General features: G+C 69.8%; 18 protein-coding genes. 11 read left to right on the forward strand and 7 right to left on the reverse strand.

The window, feature by feature from the left end:
* Positions 1 to 146 precede the first annotated feature (146 nt).
* The 7 genes from ABTU82_RS11535 (at position 147) to ABTU82_RS11565 (ending at position 9,063) form a co-directional block, all read left to right on the forward strand.
* Entirely contained in the window at positions 147 to 2,741 is a 2,595-nt protein-coding gene (locus tag ABTU82_RS11535; RefSeq protein ID WP_407173568.1) for a hypothetical protein, read from the forward strand.
* A gap of 68 nt (positions 2,742 to 2,809) precedes the next feature.
* Positions 2,810 to 3,931 carry a substrate-binding domain-containing protein gene (locus tag ABTU82_RS11540; RefSeq protein WP_165817969.1) on the forward strand — a complete coding sequence of 374 codons (1,122 nt, stop codon included), beginning with the start codon at positions 2,810 to 2,812 and terminating at the stop codon, positions 3,929 to 3,931.
* Between the two features lie 32 nt (positions 3,932 to 3,963).
* The gene (locus ABTU82_RS11545; protein ID WP_407173569.1) at positions 3,964 to 5,025 is read left to right on the forward strand and encodes a WxL domain-containing protein; all 1,062 of its coding nucleotides are present in this window, start codon (positions 3,964 to 3,966) and stop codon (positions 5,023 to 5,025) included.
* A gap of 123 nt (positions 5,026 to 5,148) precedes the next feature.
* Positions 5,149 to 6,276 carry a COG1361 family protein gene (locus ABTU82_RS11550; RefSeq protein ID WP_407173570.1) on the forward strand — a complete coding sequence of 376 codons (1,128 nt, stop codon included), beginning with the start codon at positions 5,149 to 5,151 and terminating at the stop codon, positions 6,274 to 6,276.
* Positions 6,273 to 7,091, forward strand: coding sequence for a COG1361 family protein (locus tag ABTU82_RS11555; RefSeq protein WP_407173571.1), 819 nt, complete (start codon positions 6,273 to 6,275; stop codon positions 7,089 to 7,091). Before ABTU82_RS11550 ends, ABTU82_RS11555 begins: the two co-directional genes overlap by 4 nt.
* Complete coding sequence (locus tag ABTU82_RS11560; protein WP_407173572.1) at positions 7,088 to 8,098, forward strand: sortase; 1,011 nt, start codon at positions 7,088 to 7,090, stop codon at positions 8,096 to 8,098. The genes ABTU82_RS11555 and ABTU82_RS11560 overlap by 4 nt, the downstream gene beginning before the upstream one ends.
* Positions 8,099 to 8,121: 23 nt before the next feature.
* On the forward strand, positions 8,122 to 9,063 hold the full coding sequence (locus ABTU82_RS11565; protein WP_116647887.1) for a phosphate ABC transporter ATP-binding protein: 942 nt from the start codon (positions 8,122 to 8,124) through the stop codon (positions 9,061 to 9,063).
* Positions 9,064 to 9,069: 6 nt separating this feature from the next.
* Here the strand turns inward: ABTU82_RS11565 and ABTU82_RS11570 are convergent, their stop codons facing one another.
* Positions 9,070 to 9,648 carry a DM13 domain-containing protein gene (locus tag ABTU82_RS11570; protein ID WP_407173573.1) on the reverse strand — a complete coding sequence of 193 codons (579 nt, stop codon included), beginning with the start codon at positions 9,646 to 9,648 and terminating at the stop codon, positions 9,070 to 9,072.
* 85 nt (positions 9,649 to 9,733) lie between these two features.
* Positions 9,734 to 11,131 carry a threonine/serine exporter family protein gene (locus ABTU82_RS11575; protein ID WP_407173574.1) on the reverse strand — a complete coding sequence of 466 codons (1,398 nt, stop codon included), beginning with the start codon at positions 11,129 to 11,131 and terminating at the stop codon, positions 9,734 to 9,736.
* 189 nt (positions 11,132 to 11,320) lie between these two features.
* On the opposite strand from ABTU82_RS11575, the gene ABTU82_RS11580 reads away from it, so the two are divergent.
* Positions 11,321 to 12,607 (forward strand): aspartate kinase, encoded by a 1,287-nt coding sequence (locus ABTU82_RS11580; protein ID WP_116647889.1) that lies wholly within the window; start codon positions 11,321 to 11,323, stop codon positions 12,605 to 12,607.
* A 102-nt stretch (positions 12,608 to 12,709) separates the two neighbouring features.
* Here the strand turns inward: ABTU82_RS11580 and ABTU82_RS11585 are convergent, their stop codons facing one another.
* The 5 genes from ABTU82_RS11585 to ABTU82_RS11605 are packed head-to-tail and all read right to left on the reverse strand — an operon-like array spanning position 12,710 to position 18,995.
* Positions 12,710 to 14,320, reverse strand: a complete 1,611-nt coding sequence (locus ABTU82_RS11585) for a dipeptide ABC transporter ATP-binding protein (protein WP_407173575.1) — start codon at positions 14,318 to 14,320, stop codon at positions 12,710 to 12,712.
* Positions 14,317 to 15,114, reverse strand: a complete 798-nt coding sequence (locus ABTU82_RS11590; protein WP_116647891.1) for an ABC transporter permease — start codon at positions 15,112 to 15,114, stop codon at positions 14,317 to 14,319. Before ABTU82_RS11590 ends, ABTU82_RS11585 begins: the two co-directional genes overlap by 4 nt.
* The gene (locus ABTU82_RS11595) at positions 15,111 to 16,133 is read right to left on the reverse strand and encodes an ABC transporter permease (RefSeq protein ID WP_116647892.1); all 1,023 of its coding nucleotides are present in this window, start codon (positions 16,131 to 16,133) and stop codon (positions 15,111 to 15,113) included. The genes ABTU82_RS11590 and ABTU82_RS11595 overlap by 4 nt, the downstream gene beginning before the upstream one ends.
* Positions 16,133 to 17,743, reverse strand: a complete 1,611-nt coding sequence (locus tag ABTU82_RS11600) for an ABC transporter substrate-binding protein (RefSeq protein ID WP_407173576.1) — start codon at positions 17,741 to 17,743, stop codon at positions 16,133 to 16,135. Before ABTU82_RS11600 ends, ABTU82_RS11595 begins: the two co-directional genes overlap by 1 nt.
* Before the next feature lie 49 nt (positions 17,744 to 17,792).
* Positions 17,793 to 18,995: a metal-dependent hydrolase family protein gene (locus ABTU82_RS11605; RefSeq protein WP_407173577.1), complete on the reverse strand. Its 1,203-nt coding sequence runs from the start codon at positions 18,993 to 18,995 to the stop codon at positions 17,793 to 17,795.
* A gap of 401 nt (positions 18,996 to 19,396) precedes the next feature.
* On the opposite strand from ABTU82_RS11605, the gene ABTU82_RS11610 reads away from it, so the two are divergent.
* The 3 genes from ABTU82_RS11610 (at position 19,397) to ABTU82_RS11620 (ending at position 22,616) form a co-directional block, all read left to right on the forward strand.
* A complete protein-coding gene (locus ABTU82_RS11610; RefSeq protein ID WP_407173578.1) occupies positions 19,397 to 20,467 on the forward strand; it encodes an aspartate-semialdehyde dehydrogenase in 1,071 nt (356 codons plus the stop codon).
* A gap of 101 nt (positions 20,468 to 20,568) precedes the next feature.
* Positions 20,569 to 22,002 carry a malate dehydrogenase (quinone) gene (gene mqo / locus ABTU82_RS11615; protein ID WP_240606911.1) on the forward strand — a complete coding sequence of 478 codons (1,434 nt, stop codon included), beginning with the start codon at positions 20,569 to 20,571 and terminating at the stop codon, positions 22,000 to 22,002.
* Positions 22,003 to 22,010: 8 nt separating this feature from the next.
* Complete coding sequence (locus tag ABTU82_RS11620; RefSeq protein ID WP_116647897.1) at positions 22,011 to 22,616, forward strand: thymidine kinase; 606 nt, start codon at positions 22,011 to 22,013, stop codon at positions 22,614 to 22,616.
* Positions 22,617 to 22,634: the final 18 nt, after the last annotated feature.

The following is a 22,634-nucleotide window of genomic DNA, read 5'->3' on the forward strand; positions in this document are numbered from 1 at the left end:
CAGAAACCAGTCGCTCGACTCGCCGTTTCAGCACGCCATGCACACGCGGTCCGTCGTTGACGGATCGTTCATCTAAACGTCATGACCCGCCCATACTTTCATCGCTGTCGGCAGTCACCCGCTGCCGCGAATTCGTAGGAGAACCCTTGCGTACGGCTGCACCCGAACGTCGCGCGCGGCGAGGCCTCGTCTCCGGCCTCACCGGCGTGCTCATCGGCGGTCTCGTCTTCACGGCGATGACCGCCGGCGGTCTGGCGACCCCGCCTGCATCGGCCGCGGCCGACTCCGAGGCAGATCTGCGCCCGGTTACGATCTCGGCGACGGAGTACTACGCGAACAGTCCGTACGGTGGCTCGGCCGCCGAGGGCGCCCCCCTTCCCGACCTCGAGATCACGGTGTCGCAAACGGCCGGTCTGACCGCGCAAGGCATCGAGATCACGTGGAAGGGAGGGAAGCAGTCCAGCCCGCCGAGCAACCAGGTCGGCGGCGAGAACTTCCTCCAGTTCGCGCAGTGCTGGGGCGACGACCCGCTGAACCCGGGCACGCCCGACCGCACGACGTGCCAGTACGGCGGAACGGCGACACCCGGCACGGGGCGCGTCGGAAGCCGACCGTTCGACCAGGAGATCCCCGCGCAGGACCGCTACTACACCGTCGCCGGAACCGACCCGAACAACCCGGCCGAGACCGCGATCCCGTTCGTCTCCTCCACGTCGCGCGACGGCGTGAACGACAGGGTGGAGCGCATCGCCAACGGTGCGTACGTCGAGCCGGATCGCCTCAAGCGCGCCGACCTCAATCAGAACCAGTTCATCTCGCAGTACACCACCAACGAGGTCTCGTGGGCGGGGTCCGGCGCCAACGGCGAAGGCAGCGCGAAGTTCGAGGTGCAGACGGCCGTCCAGTCGCGCGGCCTCGGGTGCGGGCGCAGCACGCAGGCTGCCGACGGAACGGCGGCGGCGCAGCCGTGCTGGCTCGTGATCATCCCCCGAGGGACGGCCGACAACGGCGAGAACGCGATCACCCAGCCGGGCGTCTTCTGGGACAGCTGGCAGCACCACATCGCCGTGAAGATGAATTTCCGGCCGATCAGCGGCGCGTGCGAGGACGGTGCGAACGAGCGGCAGCTCGTCGGGAGTGAGTTGATGGCGGGAGCCGTGACGTCCTGGCAGCCGAGTCTCTGCGCGGGCGGCGGCGACATCTACAACATGATCACCGGCACCGAGTCCGACGCCGTGACGGCGGCGAACCTCGCCACGGTCTCGGCGCCGCTCGCGCTCACCTCTCGTCCGTACTCGGGCGAGGACGCCGATGACCTGATCTACGCTCCGGTCGCGCTCTCGGCCGTCACGGTCGCCTTCTCGATCGACCGGTTCCCCGACGGGTCGAAGGCGTCGGAGGAGGAGCAGGCGCGCGCGGGCCTGCCGTTCACCTCGATGAAGCTGACCCCGCGCCTGATCGCCAAGCTGCTGACGTACTCGTACGTCGACGCGCTTCCGTCCGAGACCTCGAAGGATCACCTCGCGGGCAACCCGCGCAATCTGCTGTTCGACGAGGAGTTCCTCGAGATCAACGACCCCGAGTGGAGGAAGCAGGCCATCGCGGGGGTCGGCGTGTCCGACATGCTCCTCCCGCAGGGGCGTTCGGACGTGGCACTCGCTCTGTGGAACTACGTGCTCGCGGATGCTGATGCCCGCGCCTTCCTGAACGGCGAGCCCGACGCGTGGGGGACGAAAGTCAACAAGTACAGCTCAACGAACGCCGACGTGAACCCGAGCGGTGCGCTGATTCTGCCCGTCGACAACTTCCCGAAGGCCGATCCGACCAAGCGCGAGGCGATCGCCGGCGGTGCGGGCGAGCTCAACCTCATCACCTGGCGGCCCTACACGAACGATCTCGATACGTCGGGCTACCTCGCTCTGCGCGGCGACGCGCAGCTCGTGGATCGGTGGGATGCGCTCGCCGCGCCGCCCAGGTACCTGCGGGTTCCGCGCAGCCTCCAGGGGAGCCAATCGGTCATCGCCCTGACCGACAGTGCAGCTTCGGAGAAGTATCAGATCGTCACGGCCGCGCTCGAGAATCCGGCCGGCGAGTTCGTCACCGCCTCCACCGGGGCCATGACGGCCGCCGCGGGGGCGATGACCTCAACAACCGCCCAGACCCAGGTGCGCGGGTTCGATGTGTCCTCCGACGCGGCACGCTCGGCGACGGGTGCCTACCCGCTGACGATGCCCGTGTACGCGGCGGCGAACCCCTACATGAGCGACGCCGACGCCCGGTCGAGCTACGCCGACTTCATCCGCTACGCCGTCGGGTACGGCCAGGTGCCCGGAGTGCAGGTGGGGCAGCTGCCGGTCGGGTACGCGCCCATCCCCGAATCATGGCGATCCCAGTCGATCATCGCGGCGAACGTGATCCAGGGCGGCCTGACGCGGTCCACCGCTCCTGTGTCGAGCGGCAGCAACGGCAGTGGCGGTGCCGGCCCCGCGACCGGGAGTATCCCGAGGTCGGCCAACAGCGCCGCATCCGCCGTTTCGGGCGCAGCGTCGTCGTCGGCCTCCGCGACCACCGACACCGGACCGACCGCGTCGGGCGCGGTGGCAGGTGCGCTCGCGGGGGCGCAGACCCCCGCCGACCCGAGCAGCGGCGGTCTCGGAACCGTGTTGCCGGTGAGCCTCCTCGCCGGGCTCATGAGCGCTGCCGCCGTTCTGATCATTCCCCGACTTCCGCGTCGTACCTGACGCGGACACCCGACTTCTCTCTCCGCATTACCCGTATGCACTACTCACCACACACAGTTAGGTATCCAGTGAAGCTCAAGAAGATCGCCGCGCTCGGCGCGGCTGTCGGCCTCGTCCTTTCGGGCATCGGCCTTGCCTCCACCGCCTCGGCCGAGCCGGTGTCGAACAGCTACGTGGCTGTCGGCTCCGACACTCTGCAGGACGCGATGAACGCGCTGACCAACGGCACCAACGCCTCCGGCTCCTACGTCCGCATCCTCGCGGACGGACAGACCATCGGAAACTTCGACGCGTTCGGCTCGCCGGCCATCCAGACGAAGTCGGGCGGCCCGTTCTTCGCACGTCCCAACGGTTCGAGTGCCGGTCGCGACGCTCTGCGTCGTTCGATCGACGGCGCGAACTGGTCGGCGTCGGGCAACACCACGCCCGCTCGTCCGATCACGGGTCAGGTCGACATCGCGCGTTCCTCGAGCGGTGCGGGCACGAACGCGAACGCCGAGGGTCGCCTCCTCTACGTGCCGTTCGGCCGCGACGCGGTGGCCTACGCCTACAAGGGCGGCAACGCCGAGTGGGCGAACCTCACCGCTACCCAGCTCAAGGGCATCTACGAGGGCACGATCACGTCGGTCGGCGGCGCGACCATCAAGCCGCGCCTGCCCCAGACGTCGTCGGGCACCCGCTCGTTCTTCCTCGGTGCGATCGGCGTGACCAACCCGTCCGGTGTGGCCGACGCGTCGAACACGACGGTCCCCGAGAACGACGCGACCATCCTCGGCGACGGCGAGATCATCCCGTTCTCGGCCGCCAACTGGGTCGCTCAGTCCAACAACGTCGCGAGCGTCAACACCATCGCCGCCTCGACGGGCGTCTCGCTGGGCTCGCCCGTCAGCGGCGCGGTTCCCTTCACCGGCACGGCCCCGTCGCTCGTGCCGAACGCCGCCTTCTACTCGAACACGACCTTCGGTCGCGACACCTACCTGATCGTCCAGCGCGCCCGCGTGCAGTCGAGCTTCACCTACACCGGCGCTCCCTCCTACGACCCGGTTCTCGCGAACCTCGTCAACTCGGCCTCCATCACGAGCCTGACCTCCTTCAGCCTGTCGCCGCTGGCGGCAGGTTCGGTCAAGCGCAAGTTCGGCTTCCTCGCCCCCAGCTCGACCACCCCTGTCGCCGCGTACGCGCAGGGCTGATCGGCACTGAAACGACTAGGACACACACACTCATGTTCAAGCTCACCACCGTCAAGGCCGCCCTCGTCGGCGCCGTCGCGGTCGCGCTGATCGGAGGCGGAGTCACCTCCGCGTCCGCCGCGATCACCCCCTCCGGTTCCACCTCCGCCTACTACGTCTTCGACGCCGCCACCGAGGCGCTCGTCGCCGACGGCGCGCCGATCGCGTTCGACCAGCTCGTCGCGGGTTACCCCAGCGACTCCGGCTTCTCGGACTACAACCAGATGTTCACCGGTCCGGCTGCGGCCACCGAGGTGTACGTCTTCGTCTCGCCGCGCGGCGACGAGCGCGACACCTCCAAGTGGCTCGGTCGCCAGATGAACGGCTTCAACGACCCCGCCGCGAAGACGGTCCTCACGCCGGCGATGCTGCTCAACAACCTGGCGGGCTCGAACTACGCGTCGGTCAAGGCGAACGGCGGCACCTTCTCGGCTGGTATCGCCTTCACCTCGAGCTACGGCGTGACCGTCGAGGACGCCGCGTTCGTGCACATCACGGTGCAGCCCGGCGGCAGCTGGAGCTACGTCGCGACCAAGGACGACGCGACCGGCCCGGTCGACCCGACCGACCCCAGCACGACGGGCGAGATCGATCTCGAGGCGACCACCATCGCCCCGACCGACGGCAGCCTGTCGCTCGTCGTCCCCGCCGACGCGAAGGCGACGTTCGGCGAGGCCACCCTCGTCAACGGCAAGTCGACCTCGACCGCGTCGCTCCCCGAGGTCACGGTGAACGACGAGCGCGTCGTCTCGCGCAAGGGCTGGACGCTCACGCAGTCCGTCGCCGACTTCACCAACGGCACGGAGACCATCGGAGCGACCAACCTCGGCGTCGCGCCCAAGGTGAACGCCACCGGCACCACCTCGACCGGTGTCTCGCCTGCTGCGGCTCAGGTCGCCGGCGCGGCGACCTACCCGGCCCCGTTCGCTCAGGCGGCCGTGGGTGCGGGCGTCGGTGTCACGAAGCTCGGCGCCGACCTCACGCTGGTCGCGCCGTCGGACGCCCCGGCGGGCACCTACACCTCGAAGATGACGCTCACGCTCGTCTCGAAGTAAGCCCCATCACGCGGGGGCGGCGCTTCGGCGCCGCCCCCGTCGTGCGTCTCTCGTCCGTTCCGAGTTCAACCCTCGTTCATCCGTGGGACCGATCGCGGCAAGCAAATTCTGTGGAGATAGAACGTGCTCAAGATCACCTTCTCCGCGCGCCCGAACGCGCGGGGCCCTCGCTCCCTCGCGATCGCTCTGATCGCCGGGATCGCGCTGTCGCTCGCCGCTCTCGCCCCCGCCGCCACGGCCGCCGACGAGGCTGCCCCCGAAGACACGATCGGCATCTCGGCGAAGCCGCAGGCCGCTGATGAGAACTCCGCCGGGCGCACGCGCTTCAGCTACCAGATGAGCCCCGGCCAGAACCTCGATGACGTCTACGTCGTCACCAACTCCGGCACGACCGCCCAGACCTTCACCGTCTTCGCCACCGATGCCTTCAACACCGCCGAGGGCGGCTATGGCCTCCTCGACACGGGTGTTCAGCCCGCCGATGCCGGCGCCTGGGTGCGGTTCGGCGGCGAGACCTCTGTCACGGCCGCCCTTCAGCCCGGCGAGTCCCGTGAGATCCCGTTCTCGCTGGTCGTCCCCGCCGACGCGTCACCGGGAGACCACGCTGCCGGCATGGTCGTGTCCGCGCTGGCCGATGACGGGCAGGTGCTCGTCGACCGTCGCGTGGGCACGCGACTCTACGTCCGCGTTCCGGGAGACCTCCAGCCGAATCTCACCGTCGACGGCATGAGCGCGTCGTACACCCCCAGCATCAACCCTCTCGCCGGCGAAGCGACCGTCACCTTCACCGTTCGCAACGCCGGGAACGTCGCGCTCTCCGGTGATCTCAAGACCGAGATCAAGGGTCTGTTCGGTATCGGCCTCGCCCCTGCGCTCGAGACCGAGGTCGACGAGATGCTCCCGGGGAGCACGCGGACGGTCACGACGACCGTGTCGGGCGTCGGACAGTGGGTCTTCCTCAACCCCGTGGTCACCCTCTACCCGTCGGTCGACGCCGAGGCGCTCAACCCCGGACCGTTGACCAGCGTCACTCGCGACACGATCCTGTTCGCGGTGCCCTGGGTGCTGCTCGGGCTGATCGTGCTCGGCCTCGGAATCTGGGGCTGGATCGTCTTCAGCCGCCGCCGCGACGCGCGTCGGGCGCGGGCGTGGATCGAGTACACCGAGGCCGAAGCGCGCCGCAAGGCGGAATCCGAGCGCGAGCCCGCCGTGGTCGCCGCTGGCAGCCCGACACGATCGGAATCCTCGTGAGGCACCGTGCGGCTCGCGCCGTTCGCCTGGGCCGCGTGGTCGCGATCCTCGCAGCATCCGTCATCGTCCTCGTGGCTCTTCCCCTGGGCTCGGCCGTCGCGTCCTCGCCGAGCACGGTGACCTGCTCGACATCGTCCAGCCCGGCACCGAGCGAGGGCGGGGTCGACATGTCGGCCACGATCGTCGGTCCTGCCACATCACCGTGCGACGCGAAGCCGAGCGGCACCGTGTCGGGCGGTTCCGGACCCGCCCCCGTCGGCACGTCGACGCGCCAGAACGGACCCGGCACCGGGGCGGGCGTCGATCCGGCGGGCGTCGTCACCGACGGCGAGCTGCCGTCCCTCACGCTCGACGAGGTCGACCTGGGCGGGATGCTGAGCATCGGCGGGCTCTCGACGTCGTACCGCCCGTCGTTCAACCCCTTCGGCGGAGATCTCGAGCTGTCGTTCACGGTGCGCAACATCTCGCAGTCGACGGTCGACGCGACGGCGGACTTCTGGATGGAGGGTCCGTTCGGGCTCCGCATCTCGTCGGCCGACGATGTCGCCGTCGCTGCCCTCAAGCCGGGGGAGACCCGCACCGTGAGCGCCTCGCTCCCGGGCGTCGGCCAGTGGACGGTCCTGACCGCCCACACCACCTTCACGCCGCCCGAGATGGTCGACGACGTGCAACTGACTCCCCTCACGCGGGACGCCACCGTGTTCGCCCTCCCGTGGTTCGTCGTCCTCCTCGTGGCGCTCGGGCTGGCTGCGTGGGTCGTCGTCCTGGTGCTGCGCCGTCGTGAGGGCGCCGAGCCGATCGGGGCGTGGGCATGACGATCGCCGAGTCGCCGGTCGAGCCGGAGGTCGCCGAGCCGGATGACGCCGCGCCCCCCGCGAAGAAGGGACGCATCCGGCCCCCCGCCCCGCCGAAGCCGCCCCGCACCCCACGGCCGCCTCGCCGACCGCCCGTCCCCCCGCGGGTGCGCCCGCCCCTCACTCGAGGCGAGGCCCTCGCCCGAAGCATCGCGGCCACTCTCGCGCTGATGCTCCTCATGTTCGTGCTGAACCTCACGGTGTTCAGCCACCTCCAGCACCACGTCTCGCAGCAGCGGTTGTCGGACGAGTTCCGTCTGCAGTTGCAAGCAGGCACCGCCCCGGTCAGCGAGGGCACGTTCGACGACGTGCTGCTCGCGGACGGCGCGCCGGTCGCGATCATGGAGATCCCGAGCATCGGGTTCTACGACGTCGTGGTGGAGGGCTCGTCCTCCGCCGAGACGGCCCTGGGCGTCGCGCATCGCCGCGACACGGTGCTGCCGGGTCAGGCGGGAGTGAGCTACCTCATGGCCCGCTCGGCCGCGTTCGGCGGTCCGTTCTCGGTGATCCCATCGCTCGATCCCGGCGAGACGATCCTCATCCGCACCGGGCAGGGGCTGCAGACGTTCGAGGTGATCGGAGTGAGATACGCCGGCGACCCGACACCGCCGAACCTCGCCCCGGGTGACAGCAGGCTGATCCTGCAGACCTCGCGCGGCGCCCCGTACGTCCCGTCCGGGATCGTCTACGTCGACGCCCGCCTCGTCTCGGACGCGCAGCCGGCCGGTGTGCGTATGACCACGCCGGGACTGCTCCCGCCCGAAGACAGGGCGATGGCCACAGACACGACGACGGTGTGGGCGCTCGTGTTCGCCCTGCAGTTCCTCATCGCCGTCGAGATCGCCGCGGTGTGGTCGTTCCGACGATTCGGTTCTCAGAAGACGTGGATCGTCTTCGTTCCCGTGCTCGCGCTGGCGGGATTCTTCATCGCGGACCAGGTCACGCGCCTGCTGCCCAATCTTCTCTGACCACCCCGAAGGAAGCCGTCACCATGTCCGACGACATCACTACCGTGATCGATCCGGTGCCCGAGTCGCGTCGGAGCGACTCCGCCCGACTGCGCCGCGATCAGGCGGGCTACGTCCCCGCCCCCTCGACGCCGAACTATCCCGCGGCACCCCTGCCGACGGCGGCGGCGCCCGTCTTGCCGGCCGAGCCCCTCGCCTCTCTCCAGGCGAACGCGATCACGGCGTGGTTCGGTGACCACCAGGTGCTCGACCGCGTCTCGCTGACGATGCCCGCCGGGCAGGTCACCGCTCTCATCGGGCCGTCCGGATGCGGCAAGTCGACCTTCTTGCGCATCCTGAACCGCATGCACGAGCTCGTGCCCTCGGCCTCGCTCGCCGGGGAGGTGCTGCTCGACGGCGTCGACATCTACGACTCGAGCCGCAAACTCACCGAGGCGCGGCGCGACATCGGCATGGTGTTCCAGAAGCCGAACCCCTTCCCGGCGATGTCGATCTACGACAACGTCATCGCGGGTCTCAAGCTCACGGGTGTGCGGGCCTCGCGTGATGAGAAGGACTACCTCGTCGAGCGCTCCCTCACCAGCGCAGGACTCTGGAAAGAGGTCAAAGACCGCCTGCGCGCGCCGGGCGGCGGCCTCTCGGGCGGTCAGCAGCAGCGTCTGTGCATCGCGCGGTCGCTCGCCATCAAACCGAAGGTGCTGTTGATGGACGAGCCGTGCTCGGCGCTCGACCCCACCTCGACGCGCGTCATCGAAGAGACGATGGGCGAGCTGCAGAAAGAGGTGACGATCGTGATCGTCACGCACAACATGCAGCAGGCGCAGCGCGTGTCGCAGCAGTGCGCGTTCTTCCTGGCGTCGCAGGGGCAGCCGGGCCACATCGTCGAGCACGGTGACACCGGGGCGATGTTCGGTGCCCCGATCGACCCGCGCACCTACGACTACGTCAACGGACGCTTCGGGTAGACGCGATCAGATCGGCGCCAGGGTCGCCGCGCCGAACGAGACGGCGAAGCGCGCGCACCAGATCGACACGCTCTGGAACCCCGCGAGATCGGCATCGGCGGGGATCTCATACACCTGGTCGCCCAGATTGCCTTTCAACGCTCCCAGCTCGAGATAGCGCCCGTCGTCGAACACGTGCCAGCCGTCGACGCCCTCGATCACCGGCTGATCCGAGAGCCAGACCCGCAGATCGGGGCCGTCGCTGGTGTCGAGACCCGCGATCGCCAAGACGCGGGATCCGTCGGGTTGCTGCACCAGGCGCACCGAACCGCTGGTCGCGTGCTCGTGGGTGATGAACGAGCCCCGAGCGAGGTCGGTGTACACGGGGTCTGCGGAAGCGGCCGGCGCCGGAGTCTCCGTCGGCGCAGATGCTGCCGGCTCGGCCGTCGCGGTGGACGTCGATGTCGTCTCTCCGGGCGGAAGCGCGTCGTCGACCGTCGTGTTCGTGAACAGCCGCCACGGCTGGAAGAGCGCAGCGGCCACGACCACGACGGCCACGAGCACCACTCCGGTCGAGGACCAGAGGATCGCTCGCTTACGGGTCATGACCGTCTCCTTCGCTCGCGCCCAGACTAGGCCGCGACGAGGCGGTCGTCTTGTGCGTGCAGAAAACGTCACCGAATCGAAAGAGTCACCGACGGATGCGCGCGCGCGTGCGGGTGACGCTGCGCAGCGTCGCGCGCACCGGCGCGCCGATGTAGAGGCCGAGCGAGGCGCCCACGGCGAGGCTCACACCGATGATGCCCGCACCCACGAGGGTGGTGAGGCCCGTGAAGAGCTCCGCCGTGTTCTCGCCCGACTCCACGACGCCCAGGAGTCCTCGGAAGACCGCGGCTCCGGGCACCATCGGCAGGATCGCGGCGGTCGTGATGGCGACCGAGGGCACGTGCAGACGATAGGCGACGACCACCCCCACGAAGCTCCCCACGAACGCGCCGACCCCGCTGGCGGCGGCGGTGTCGAATCCGATGGCGGATGCGGCGACGTAACCGAACCACGCCAGCAGGCTCAGCAGCGCGCTGACGATGATGATGCGGCTGCGCGCTCCGTTGAAGACGGCCACGGCGATGGCGATGAGGGCGGCTCCGGCGAACTGCAGGCCCACCGGCCCGAGGGGGAGCGCCATGCTCGGCGGTGCCATGCCGAAACCGATGACGCGCGCGGTCTCGAGGCCGGCGAGGATGCCGATGACGACGCCCAGGGTCTGCGTGATGAGTTCGAGGATGCGGCCGGTCGCCGTGAGGGCGAAGCCGTCGATGGCATCCTGGGCGGCCCCGACGACGGTGAGGCCCGCGAGCATCAGCACGATCCCCGAGGCGACGATGACCGAGGGGCGGATGGACTGCGCCATCTCCCACCCGGTCGCGGCGAGGAGCGGCGACAGCGCGGCGAACAGCGTCAACACGAACGCCCCGGCGATCTGGCTGAAGAAGAATGGCACCTTCGCCCGCGCGAGACCGAACTGCGTGAGGGCGGCAAGGCCGGCGGCGATGAAGGCGAGCAGGATGAGCAGCCCGTTCGCCCCGAACATCACGGCGACGCCGACGGCGAGCAGCGCCTGCGCGAGGATCACCACGGGTGGGCGGTAGCGGAACGGTGTGCGGCGGATCTCGCGGTACCGCGAGACCGCTCCGTCGAGGGCGAGACCCCCGTCGATCTCGGCCACGAGCGCCTGCAGACGCAGCAGCCGCTCGTGGTCGGGCGCCGATCCGCGGACGACCCTCATCAGGGTCAGCGGCTGCGCGGCGTCACTGCGGTGATAGGCGACGGTGATCGAGTTGTACGTGACGTCGACGTGCACGGGGTCGAGACCGTAGACGGCGCTGACGCGCACGATCGTGAGAGTGGTGTCGCTCGCCGTGGCTCCGGAGACCAGCATCGACTCGCCGATGCGGATCGCGAGATCGAGGATGCGCACTCCCAGCGCGTCGTCGATGATCGGGAGCACCGCGGTCATCTGCGCGTCGGACGGGTCGGAGCGGACCAGTCCGGTCAGAGAGGAGAGGAGTCCTCGGCGTCGCTGCTGCACGTGGATCTCCGTTCATCGGGTGGGCGCTGCGCATTCCTCGGCCTCACGAGCGCCGCCGCCCCTCGAGTCTACGAGCCGGATCCGGCATCGAATCGGTCGCCCCCGTCACATGGCGGGCACAGCATGCGGGGCTCCCTAGAATGGCGGGGTGGGCGCAGCATCCGCCCGTTCGTTCCCGGGAGTTCCCTCATGGCGCTGATCGTCCAGAAGTACGGCGGATCCTCCGTCGCCGACGCCGAGAGCATCAAGCGCGTCGCCAAGCGCATCGTCGACGCCCGCCGCGCCGGGCACGAAGTCGTCGTCGCGGTGAGCGCGATGGGCGACACCACCGACGAACTGCTCGACCTCGCGCAGCAGGTGGCGCCGATCCCCGCCCCGCGCGAGCTCGACATGCTGCTCTCCAGCGGCGAGCGCATCTCGATGGCGCTGCTGGCGATGGCCATCCACTCGATGGGGTTCGAAGCGCGCTCGTTCACGGGCAGCCAGGCCGGCATGATCACGGACGCCACTCACGGCGCCGCCCGCATCGTCGACGTCACCCCGATCCGCTTGCGAGAGGCGCTCGATGAGGGCGCGATCGTCATCGTCGCCGGCTTCCAGGGCTTCAACCGCGACACCCGCGACATCACCACGCTCGGCCGCGGCGGCTCCGACACGACCGCCGTCGCGCTCGCCGCGGCGCTCAGCGCCGACGTCTGCGAGATCTACAGCGACGTCGACGGCATCTTCACCGCCGACCCGCGCGTCGTACCGAAGGCGCGCAAGCTCTCGCGTGTCTCGAGCGAAGAGATGCTCGAACTCGCCGCCAACGGCGCCAAGGTCCTCTATATCCGCGCCGTGGAATACGCCCGCCGTCACGGTGTGCTGATCCACGCCCGATCCACGTTCAGCTCGAGCGAGGGCACCTGGGTGCTCGACCGTTCGCGCCACCACGAACTCGTCCCCGAGGGAGAAGAGATGGAAGAGCCCATCGTCGCCGGTGTCGCCACCGACCTGAGCCAGGCCAAGATCACCGTCATCGGTGTGCCCGACGTCCCCGGCAAGGCGGCCGACATCTTCAAGATCGTCGCGAAGTCGGGTGCGAACGTCGACATGATCGTGCAGAACGTGTCGGCAGCGGCGACCAGTCGCACCGACATCTCGTTCACCCTGCCGAAGACCGACGCGACCACCGCCCTCAAGGCGCTCGCCGCCGAGCAGTCCGAGGTCGGGTTCGAGAACCTCGTCCACGACGACCAGATCGGCAAGCTCTCGGTCGTCGGTGCGGGCATGCGCACGCACTCGGGCGTCTCGGCGACGCTCTTCGAGGCCCTGAGCCTCACCGGCGTGAACATCGAGATGATCTCGACCTCCGAGATCCGCATCTCGGTCGTGCTGCGCGGCGACGACCTCGCCGAGGCTGCGCGCGTCGTGCACACGGCCTACGGGCTCGACGGCGACACCGACGCCACGGTGCACGCCGGCACGGGTCGCTGACGCCGCATCCTGCGGTCTCCGGCGTAGGAGAAGCGTCCGGCGTAGGCCGATGCGCCGAAAACCCTCCTACGCTCGGCGCGTCTCCTACGCCCGCGACGGCGCTCAGGCGCGCGTGGCTCCGGGGATCGCTCCGAGCAGCTCGCGGGTGTAGTCGTGCCCGGGCGCGGCGAAGATCTGCCGGGCGTCGGCCTGCTCCACGATGCGGCCGTCCTTCATGACCGCGATGCGGTCTGAGACCTGCCGGATGACGCCGAGGTCGTGCGAGATGAACAGGTACGTGAGCCCGTGCTCGGCCTGCAGATCGACGAGCAGCTGCAGCACCTGCTCCTGCACCGACACATCGAGCGCCGACACCGGTTCGTCGAGCACGACGAGCTCGGGGCGGAGCGCGAGCGCACGCGCGATCGCCACGCGCTGGCGCTGACCACCCGACAGCTCCGTGGGGCGTCGGGAGAGCAGCTCCGGTGCGAGGCGCACGTCGGCGAGCAGGCCCCGGACTGCCGCGGAACGCTCGGAGCGCGAGACGCCGAACGCCTGGAGCGGCTCAGCGACGATCCGCTCGACGGTCATGCGCGGGTCGAGGGATCCGAACGGGTTCTGGTAGACGACCTGGATGCGGCGCCGCAGCTGCCGCAGCGCCGAACCGGCGAGGTCGGTGATGTCGGTGCCGTCGAACGTGACGGTCCCGGCGTCGGACGAGACGATGCGCGCGACCATGCGCGCGGTCGTGCTCTTGCCCGACCCCGACTCGCCGACGAGCGAGAACGTCGACCCGCGGGGGATGGCGAACTCGACCGCCTCGACGGCGCGCACGGCCTGTGTTCCGCTGCCGTAGGTCTTGGCGAGCCCGACGACCGACAGGAGCGGCCCGTCGCCGTCGGGGGCCTCCGCGGTGCGCGGGGCCACGGTCGGCGTCAGCCGACGCGCGTTGAGTCCGGGGGCGGCGGCCACCAGCCTCTGCGTGTACGGGTGCGAGGGAGACGACAGCACCGACGCGGCGGTTCCGCTCTCGACGATCTGCCCCTTCTCGACCACGACGATGCGGTCGGCCCGGTCGGCGGCGACGGCGAGGTCGTGGGTGACCAGCAGCACGGCGGTGCCGTGCGCCGACGCCAGTGACTGCATCCGATCGAGCACGTGGCGCTGCACGGTGGCGTCGAGGGCGCTCGTGGGCTCGTCGGCGATCACGAGGGCGGGCTCGCACGACCACGCGATACCGATGAGCACGCGCTGGCGCAGGCCGCCCGAGAGTTCGTGCGGGTACTGCCCCGCCCGTCGCTCCGGGTCGGGGATGCCGACCTCGCCGAGGATCTCGATCGCTCTGGCCGCAGCATCCTTCTTCGACAGGTCGCGGTGACGGCGCAGCGTCTCGGCGATCTGTTCGCCGACGCGCATGAGCGGGTTGAGGCTGTGCGAGGGGTCCTGCGGGACGAAGCCGATGCGTGCGCCACGGATGCGGCGGAGCGCGGCCGGCCGCGCACGACCGAGGTCGTCTCCCTCGAAGCGGATCTCGCCCTCGCGCACGCGGGCCTGCGTCGGGAGGAGCTGCACGATCGCGTGGGCGATCGTGCTCTTGCCCGACCCTGACTCGCCGACGACCGCCACGATCTCGCCCGGAGCGATCTCGAGGTCGACGCCGCGGAGGGCGGGTGTGACGCGGCGGCCCTGGCCGTAGTCGACGCGGAGCCCGGTCACGGAGAGCAGAGCGGTCATCGGGTTCCTCCGATCGAGCGCGACACCTGGTTGACCGCGAGCACGATCGCGAGGATCACGGCGCCCGGGAGCAGGCTGAGCCACGGTGCGGTGGCGACGAAATCGCGGCCCGCCGAGACGAGTGCGCCCCACTCGGGCGCGGGAGGCTGCGCCCCGAAACCGAGGAAGCTCAGCGCCGACACCGCGAGGATCGCCAGCGCCAGCTCGAGAGCGGCCATCGCGATGATCGGGCGGGCGGCGTTGGGGAGCACGTGGCGCACGAGGATCGTGGGGCCCCGGACGCCGAGTGTGCGTGCGGCCTCGATGTACTCCTCGCCGCGCACGCGCAGCACCTGCGAGCGCATCACGCGGGCGAACGAGCCGGCGGTGCCGAGCCCCACCCCGAGCGCGATGGACAGCGGACCGAAGCCGAGCGAGGCGACCACGATGAGGGCGAGCAGGATGCCGGGGATGGCGATGAGCACGTCGACGAACCGCATGGCGATGAAGTCCACGGCTCCGCCGACGTACCCGGTGACCAGGCCGATGATCGATCCGACGACCACGCCGCCGACGACGGCCAGTCCGGCGGCGAACAACGACAGCCGTGCGCCGTAGACCACGCGCGAGAACACGTCGCGAGCGAGGTGGTCGGTGCCGAAGAGGTGCTCCGGCGAAGGAGGCGCGAGGCGCGCCGTGCCGACGGAGTCGAACGGGTCGTAGGGGGCGAGCAGCTCCGGCGCGATCAGGGCCGCGGCCGTGAGCGCCAGCACGAGGATCGCGAGGATGAGGGCGGGTTTGCGCAGAACGGTCATCGGGTCGCTCCCTTCCGGCCGACGAGGCGCGTGCGGGTGCGGGGGTCGATGACTCCGTACAGGCCGTCGACGACGAGCGTGACGACGGCGTAGACGAGGGCGACGACGATGACGACGCCCATCACGACGTTGATGTCGCGGGCGAGCACCGCGTCGACGGTGAGGCGGCCGATGCCGTCTCGCGAGAAGACGGTCTCCACGACCGCGGTGCCGCCGGCGAGGTAGCCGATCTGCAGGCCGATGATCGTGATCGAGGGGAGGAGCGCGTTGCGGAGCACGTGACGCACCACGACCGTGCGCTGGGCGAGGCCCTTGGCGTTCGCGGTGAACACGAACGGGCTCGCTCCCGCGTCGAAGACGGCGGCGGAGAAGACCTGGAAGAAGATGGCGGCGGTCGGCAGCGCCAGGGTGATCCCGGGGAGCACGACGCTGGCGAACCCGTTGGTTCCGGATGCGGGGAACCAGCCGAGCCCGAAGGAGAAGACGGTGATGAGCACGAGCCCGCTGAGGAAGGCGGGGATCGCGATCCCGAGCGGCGGGATCTGCGCGACGACGTCGCGCATCCAGGCCGGACGGGCCACGTACGCCCACACGGTGAACGCGAGGGCGATGAGGAAGCCGAGCACGAGGGCGAACAGTGCCACGGCGATGGTGTGCGGGAAGGCGCGCCCGATCATGTCGCCGACCGGCTGGCCGGTCGCGATGGAGGTGCCGAAGTCCCCGCGCACGAGGGCGAAGAGGTTCGAGAAGTACTGCTGCCAGAGCGGACCGTCGAAGCCGTAGCGCGCGCGCAGGGCGTCGAGCTCGGCGGGATCGGTCGAGGTCGCGTCGCCGCCCCGCAGGGAGAGGGCGGCGAGTACCGGGTCGCCGGGCAGCGCGTGGATCAGCAGGAAGGCGACCGTGTAGGTCGCCCAGACCACGAAGAGGCACTGCAGGATCTTCGGGATCAGGAAGCGAGCGACGGACGCCGCCCTGCTTCCTCCGTCCGCTGACGCCACGCGCTGCACCGGCTGTGTCATCAGTCCGAGACCACCGCGGTGTCGTAGAGGTGCAGGCGGGCGGCCGAGTCGAACGTGATGCCTTCGACGCCGGCGCGCGAGCCGTGCAGCTGCACGGTCTCCAGCGTCGGGATCACGTAGGCGCGCTCGGCGACGATCTGCTGGATCTCGTCGACCAGCTCCTGGCGTGCGGCGGTGTCGGCGGTCTGCGACTGCTCCTGCAGCAGCGTCTCCAGCTCGGCGTCGTCGACGATGCCCCAGCGCGACTTCGACGCGGTGGACAGGAGCGTCCGCAGAGCGTCGGGGTCGGTGCGGGTGAGGGCGGCGCCGAGCATGTCGTAGTCGCCCGAGGCGATCGCGCCGAAGAAGTCGCCCGAGGAGACCATCTTCAGCTGCAGGTCGATGCCGACCTTCTTCAGGTCGATCTGCGCGGCTTCGAGCACGTCCTGCGCGTAGAAGGCCGTGACCGTGACGGTGAGCGGCTGGCCGTCCTTCTCGTAGATCCCGTTCGACCCGAGGGTCCAGCCGTCGTCTTCGAGAAGGGCCTTCGCGCCGTCGGCGTCGTACGCGAGCACGTCGCCGAGGTCGGTGTAGCCGGGGGTGGAGGAGGTCAGGACGCTCGTCGGTGCCTGGCCGCTGATCGAGCCCGCGATGATGTTGATCTGGTCGCGGTCGAGCCCCTTCGAGATCGCCTGGCGAACGGCCTCGTCACCCAGCGGACCCCGCGTGGTGTTGATCACGAGGGAGTTGGGAACGCCCGGGTTCGCCTTGGCGTAGAGGTTGTAGTCGCCGGTGCTGAAGCGCGACTCGTCGACGTACGGGACGTCCTGGATGACGTCGTACTCGCCCGACTCGAGGCCGCCGGTGCGCACGCTCGGCTCGGAGATGATCGGGAAGGTCACCGAAGACAGGTAGGCCTCGCCCTCGTGCTGCCGCAGCTGCGACGCCCAGTCGTAGCCGTCGCGGCGGACGACCTTCACCGAGTCGTTCGGCACGTACGAGTCGAGCACGAACGGTCCCGTTCCGGCCACCGAGGCGCACCGCGTCTCGGCGGGCGCGGCCACCGTCTCGGGCGAGAGGATGCCGAGCGAGATCGTCGTGGCGCCCTGCTGGAACTGCACGTTCGGGGTCGAGAAGTTCACGGTGAACTCGGTGTCGCTGGTGACGTCGGTGCCCGCGTATCCCGCGAGGTAGCCGTTCGCGAGCGAGGCGGACGCGCCGAGCGCGACGATGGCGTCGAAGTTCGCGGCCACCGCGTCGGAGGTCAGCGGGGTGCCGTCGCTGAAGGTGACGCCGTCGCGCAGCGTGAACGTGTACGAGGTGAGGTCGTCGCTCACGTCCCACTCGCTGGCCAGCCACGGCACGATCTCGCCGGTGTCGGGGTTCTGGTCGAGCAGCGAGTCGGTGAGCTGGCGTCCGACGATGAGCGAGGTCGTCACGGACGACTGCTGCGGGTCGATGCAGGTCGGGTCTTCCTTGAGCGCGAAGACGATGTCCTGGGCGACGTCGGCGCCGGGCGTGGCGGAGGTCTCGGCGGCGCCACCGGCGCAGCCGGCGAGGGTCAGGACGGCGAGGCCGGCGATCAGGGGAGCGGCGATGCGGCGCGCTCCGCGGGTTCGAGGGGTGGTCACGGGTTCTCCTTCATGGGCGGAACAGGTCAAGTGGTGCGAAATCGTGGGCTCACGCGGGCAGTGCGCCGGCGATCAGCTCACCGCGGGCGACGACGGCGACGATGTTCTCGGCGGTGAGATCGTCGATGTCCTCCCAGGGCTTTCCGCGCACGACGAGGAAGTCGGCGCCCTGGCCGGGGTGGAGGCGACCGACCTTGCCGGCGAGGCCGATGGCGTCCGCAGCATCCGAGGTTCCGGCCCGCATGGCGCGCTCGCTGGTCCAGGCGAACGACTGCTTCATGAGGCGGAGCTCCTCGAGCTGATCGCCGAAACGCACCATCACGCCGTTCGCGTCGGTGCCCAGCACGAAGCGGATGCCCGCGGCCGCGGCGCCGGTGAAGTTGGCGTCGCGTTCGGTGACGACGGCGCGGCCCTTCTCGGCGGCGTCGTCGCTGACCGGGATCTTGCGGTCGGCGATGGCGTCGTTGATCATCAGCGTCGGGGCGACGGGAATGTTGCGTTCGAGCAGTGTGTCCCAGTGGCGCTCGAGGATGCCGGTGCCGTGCTCGATCGAGTCGACCTCGAAGCGCAGCGCGATGTCGACGCCCTCGGCGGTGTGCGTGTGGGCGGCGACGAGCATTCCGAGCGCGTGCGCCTCGTCGACGGTCGCGGCGATCTCGGCCTCGGTCTGGTTGCGCCAGCCGACCTTGTCGCCCATGGAGAGCACGCCGCCGCTGGTGTAGATCTTGATGCCGTCCGCACCCGACCGCGCCCACTGGCGTACCAGGCGACGGCATTCGTCGGGGGAGTCCGCCACGGGCGGACGCTGCGCGTAGTGCGGCGGGGTGAACAGGTCGCCGTGCCCGGCGGTCATGCCGACCGGGCCGTGCACCAGCAGCCGCGGACCGGGGATGATGCCGGCCGCGAGCGCGCGCGCCGCGGAGAACTGCACGTCGCCGCCGCCGAGGTCGCGAAGGGTCGTGACGCCGGATGCGGCGGCACGGCGCGCGTGCGAGACGACATGCAGCGACCGCTCGGAGGCGGGGGTGATGAGCGGCCACGTGAGCCAGTCGTTCGCCGGTGCTCCCGCCGAGGAGTCGAGGTGCACGTGCGTGTCGACGAGGCCCGGGACGACGCTGTACTCCGACTCGCCGGGGGCGGTCTCTTCGACCGCGGTGATGCGGTCGCCCTGCCACGAGAGGGTGGCGGTGCCGCGGGGGCGGTCTCCATCCCACAGGGGCAGGCCGGGAAGGGAATGCAGGCTCGCGGGCATAAGGACTCCTCGCAGAGAAGGGCGTTCGGGGGGACGCCGGGAGGGGAAGTGGACGATGGGTTCGCCGGGGGTGGTGGCAACGCTGGTCCGGGCGCCAGGATATCGGCGCCGACGAGGCCTGCTTCGACAATGGCGGCCGCTACGCCGCATCCTTTACAGAACGGAAACATGGCGCAGGCCGCTCAGAAGGCCTCGGATCCCGCTCCCCGGGCGAGATCCCGCCCGGAATGTAACGATCGTCCATCAACCCGTGTCGCCGGGGTAGGAGAAGGGCCGGAGGTCGGGCGATCCGGCCGGAATCCTCCGACCTTCGGCGCTCCTCCTACGCTCGCGACCGGCGGCGTCACCCGCCGCGCCGATAGAATCGCGGAAACCGACCCGAGCAGCATCCGAGGAACGCCATGACCCGCATCTCCGATTCCGGAATCTCCCTCGCCATCGTCGGCGCCACCGGCCAGGTGGGCACCGTCATGCGCGAGATCCTCATCGAGCGCTCGTTCCCGATTCGCGACCTGCGTCTGTTCGCGACGGCCCGCTCGGCCGGCACGTCGATCGAGTTCGGCGGACACGACATCATCGTCGAAGACGTCGCCACGGCCGACCCGTCGGGCATCGACGTCGCGCTGTTCTCGGCAGGCGCCACCGGCAGCCGCGCGCACGCCCCGCGCTTCGCCGAGGCCGGTGCCCTCGTCATCGACAACTCCAGCGCCTGGCGCATGGACCCCGAGGTTCCGCTGGTCGTCAGCGAGGTCAACCCGCACGCGATCGACGAGGCGAAGAAGGGCATCGTCGCCAACCCGAACTGCACCACGATGGCCGCGATGCCGGTGCTGAAGGTGCTGGATGCTGAGGCCGGCCTCGAGCGACTGATCGTCAGCACCTACCAGGCCGTCAGCGGCTCGGGCCTCGCCGGTGCGCAGGAACTCCTCGGCCAGGTCGAGGCGGTGCTCGCGCAGGGCGACGTCGACCGGCTCGTCCGCGACGGCTCGGCCCTGGACTTCCCCCAGCCGGAGAAGTACATCGCCCCGATCGCCTTCGACGTCATCCCGTTCGCCGGAAACCTCGTCGACGACGGCGACAACGAGACCGACGAGGAGAAGAAGCTCCGCAACGAGAGCCGCAAGATCCTCGAACTCCCCGACCTCCGCGTCGCGGGCACCTGCGTGCGCGTGCCGGTGTTCACGGGCCACTCGCTCAGCATCAACGCCGAGTTCGCGCGTGACATCACGCCCGACCGCGCGCGTGAGCTGCTCGCGAGCGCCCCCGGCGTGCAGCTCGAGGAGGTGCCCACGCCGCTCCAGGCGGCCGGCACCGACCCGAGCTACGTCGGACGCATCCGCGCCGATCAGTCTGCCCCCGAGGGCAAGGGCCTCGTGCTGTTCATCAGCAACGACAACCTTCGCAAGGGCGCGGCGCTGAACGCCGTGCAGATCGCCGAGCTCGTCGCCGAGCGCTTGGGCGCCCACGCCTGATTGTTCGAGGCGGTGCGCACTCGCGATTCGACCCTCTGAATCGCGCCTAGGATTGCCTGGTGAGCCAAGACATCGACGTGCTGCTCATCGGTGGCGGCATCATGAGCGCCACCCTGGGCACGTTTCTGAAGGAACTCCAGCCCGACTGGAAGATCGCCGTCTACGAGCGGCTGAGCGACGTCGCGCTGGAGAGTTCGAACGCGTGGAACAACGCGGGTACCGGGCACGCCGCGCTGTGCGAGCTGAACTACATGCCGCAGGCTGCCGACGGCTCGGTCGATCCCGCGAAGGCGATCACGATCAACGAGCAGTTCCAGCAGAGTCGGCAGTTCTGGTCGTCGCTGGTGGAGAAGGGCGAGCTCGACGCCCCGTCGACGTTCATCAACGCCACCCCGCACATGACGTTCGTCCGCGGTGAGAAAGACGTCGAGTACCTGCGCAAGCGCTACGAGGCGCTCAAGACGCAGCCACTGTTCGAGGGCATCGAGTTCAGCGAGGACTCCCGCGTCATCAACCAGTGGGCGCCGCTGCTGATGAAGAAGCGGCTGAAGAGCGACGAGCCCTTCGCAGCCACCCGCGTGCCCGCGGGAACCGACGTCGACTTCGGGTCGCTCACCCACCAGCTCTTCGCGAACCTCAAGGAGAAGGGCGTCGAGGTCGTCACGAACCGCGAGGTGCGAAAGCTCAAGCGCGACGGTAACGGCGGCTGGCGGGTCACCACCCGCGAGACCTTGGGCCGCACGCCCGGTCATATCACCGCGAAGTTCGTCTTCGTCGGAGCGGGCGGCTGGGCGCTGAAGCTTCTGCAGCGCTCGGGGATTCCCGAGATCAAGGGCTACGGGGTCTTCCCCATCGGCGGGCAGTGGCTGAAGACCGACAACCCCGCGCTCGTCGCACAGCACAAGGCGAAGGTCTACTCGCAGGCGTCGGTCGGCGCCCCGCCCATGTCGGTGCCGCACCTCGACACCCGTGTGGTCGACGGGCAGACGTCGCTGCTGTTCGGTCCGTTCGCGACCTTCAGCCCGAAGTTCTTGAAGAACGGTTCGCCCTGGGACATCGTCTCGCAGGTGCGCCCGCACAACCTGCTGCCGATGCTGAAGGTGGCCATCGACAACCCGGGCCTCATCAAGTACCTCGTGGGTGAGCTGTTGAAGACCCACGCCCGCAAGGTCGACAGCCTCAAGACGTTCGTGCCCTCGGCGGAGGGCAAGGACTGGGAGCTGCTCGGGGCCGGTCAGCGCGCCCAGGTCATGAAGCGCGACCCGAAGAAGGGCGGCGTTCTGCAGTTCGGCACCGAGGTCGTCACGGCGAAGGACGGCTCGATCGCCGGTCTTCTCGGCGCCTCGCCGGGCGCGTCGACCGCCGTGTCGATCATGCTCGGTCTGCTCAAGACCTGCTTCCCCGACGACATCGCTCGCTGGGAGCCGCGCCTCAAGGAGCTCGTGCCGAGCTACGGCGAGACCCTCAACACGCGCCCGGAGGTCGCGCGCGAGGAGCTCGCGAAGACCGCCGGCGTACTCTCGATCTCGGTCTGACACGGGCTGTGGCCAAGCTCTACTTCCGCTACGGGGCGATGAACTCCGGCAAGTCGACCGCGCTCCTGCAGGCGGCCTACAACTACGAGGAGCGCGGGCAGCGAGTGCTCCTCGCCAAGCCCGAGATCGACACGAAGGGCGCCGACCAGATCGAGAGCCGCCTCGGCGTCTCGCGTACGGTCGACTTCCTGGTGTCGCCCGATGCCGACGCGCGCGAGGCCCTTCGGGCTGCCGCCGGCGAGGCCCCGGTGGCCTGCCTCCTCGTCGACGAGGCCCAGTTCTTGACGCCGGCGCAGGTCGACGACCTGCTGCGGATCGCGGTGCTCGACGACATCCCGGTGCTCGCGTACGGCATCCGCACCGATTTCCGCACCGAGGCCTTCCCGGGCTCCGCGCGCCTGCTCGAACTCGCCCACAGTCTCGAAGAGCTGAAGACGATCTGCCGCTGCGGACGCAAGGCGATCTTCAACGCCCGGCTGATCGACGGACGCTTCGTGTTCGACGGCGATCAGGTGGCGATCGATCAGGGGCTCACGACCGGCGAGGTCACCTACGAGTCGATGTGCGCCGTCTGCTACCTGACCGAGTCCGGCGGGCGGCTCGACGGGCGCTGAGCGACGCGAGACGGCCCC

The organism is Microbacterium deferens (assembly GCF_045517775.1).
GTDB lineage: Bacteria > Actinomycetota > Actinomycetes > Actinomycetales > Microbacteriaceae > Microbacterium.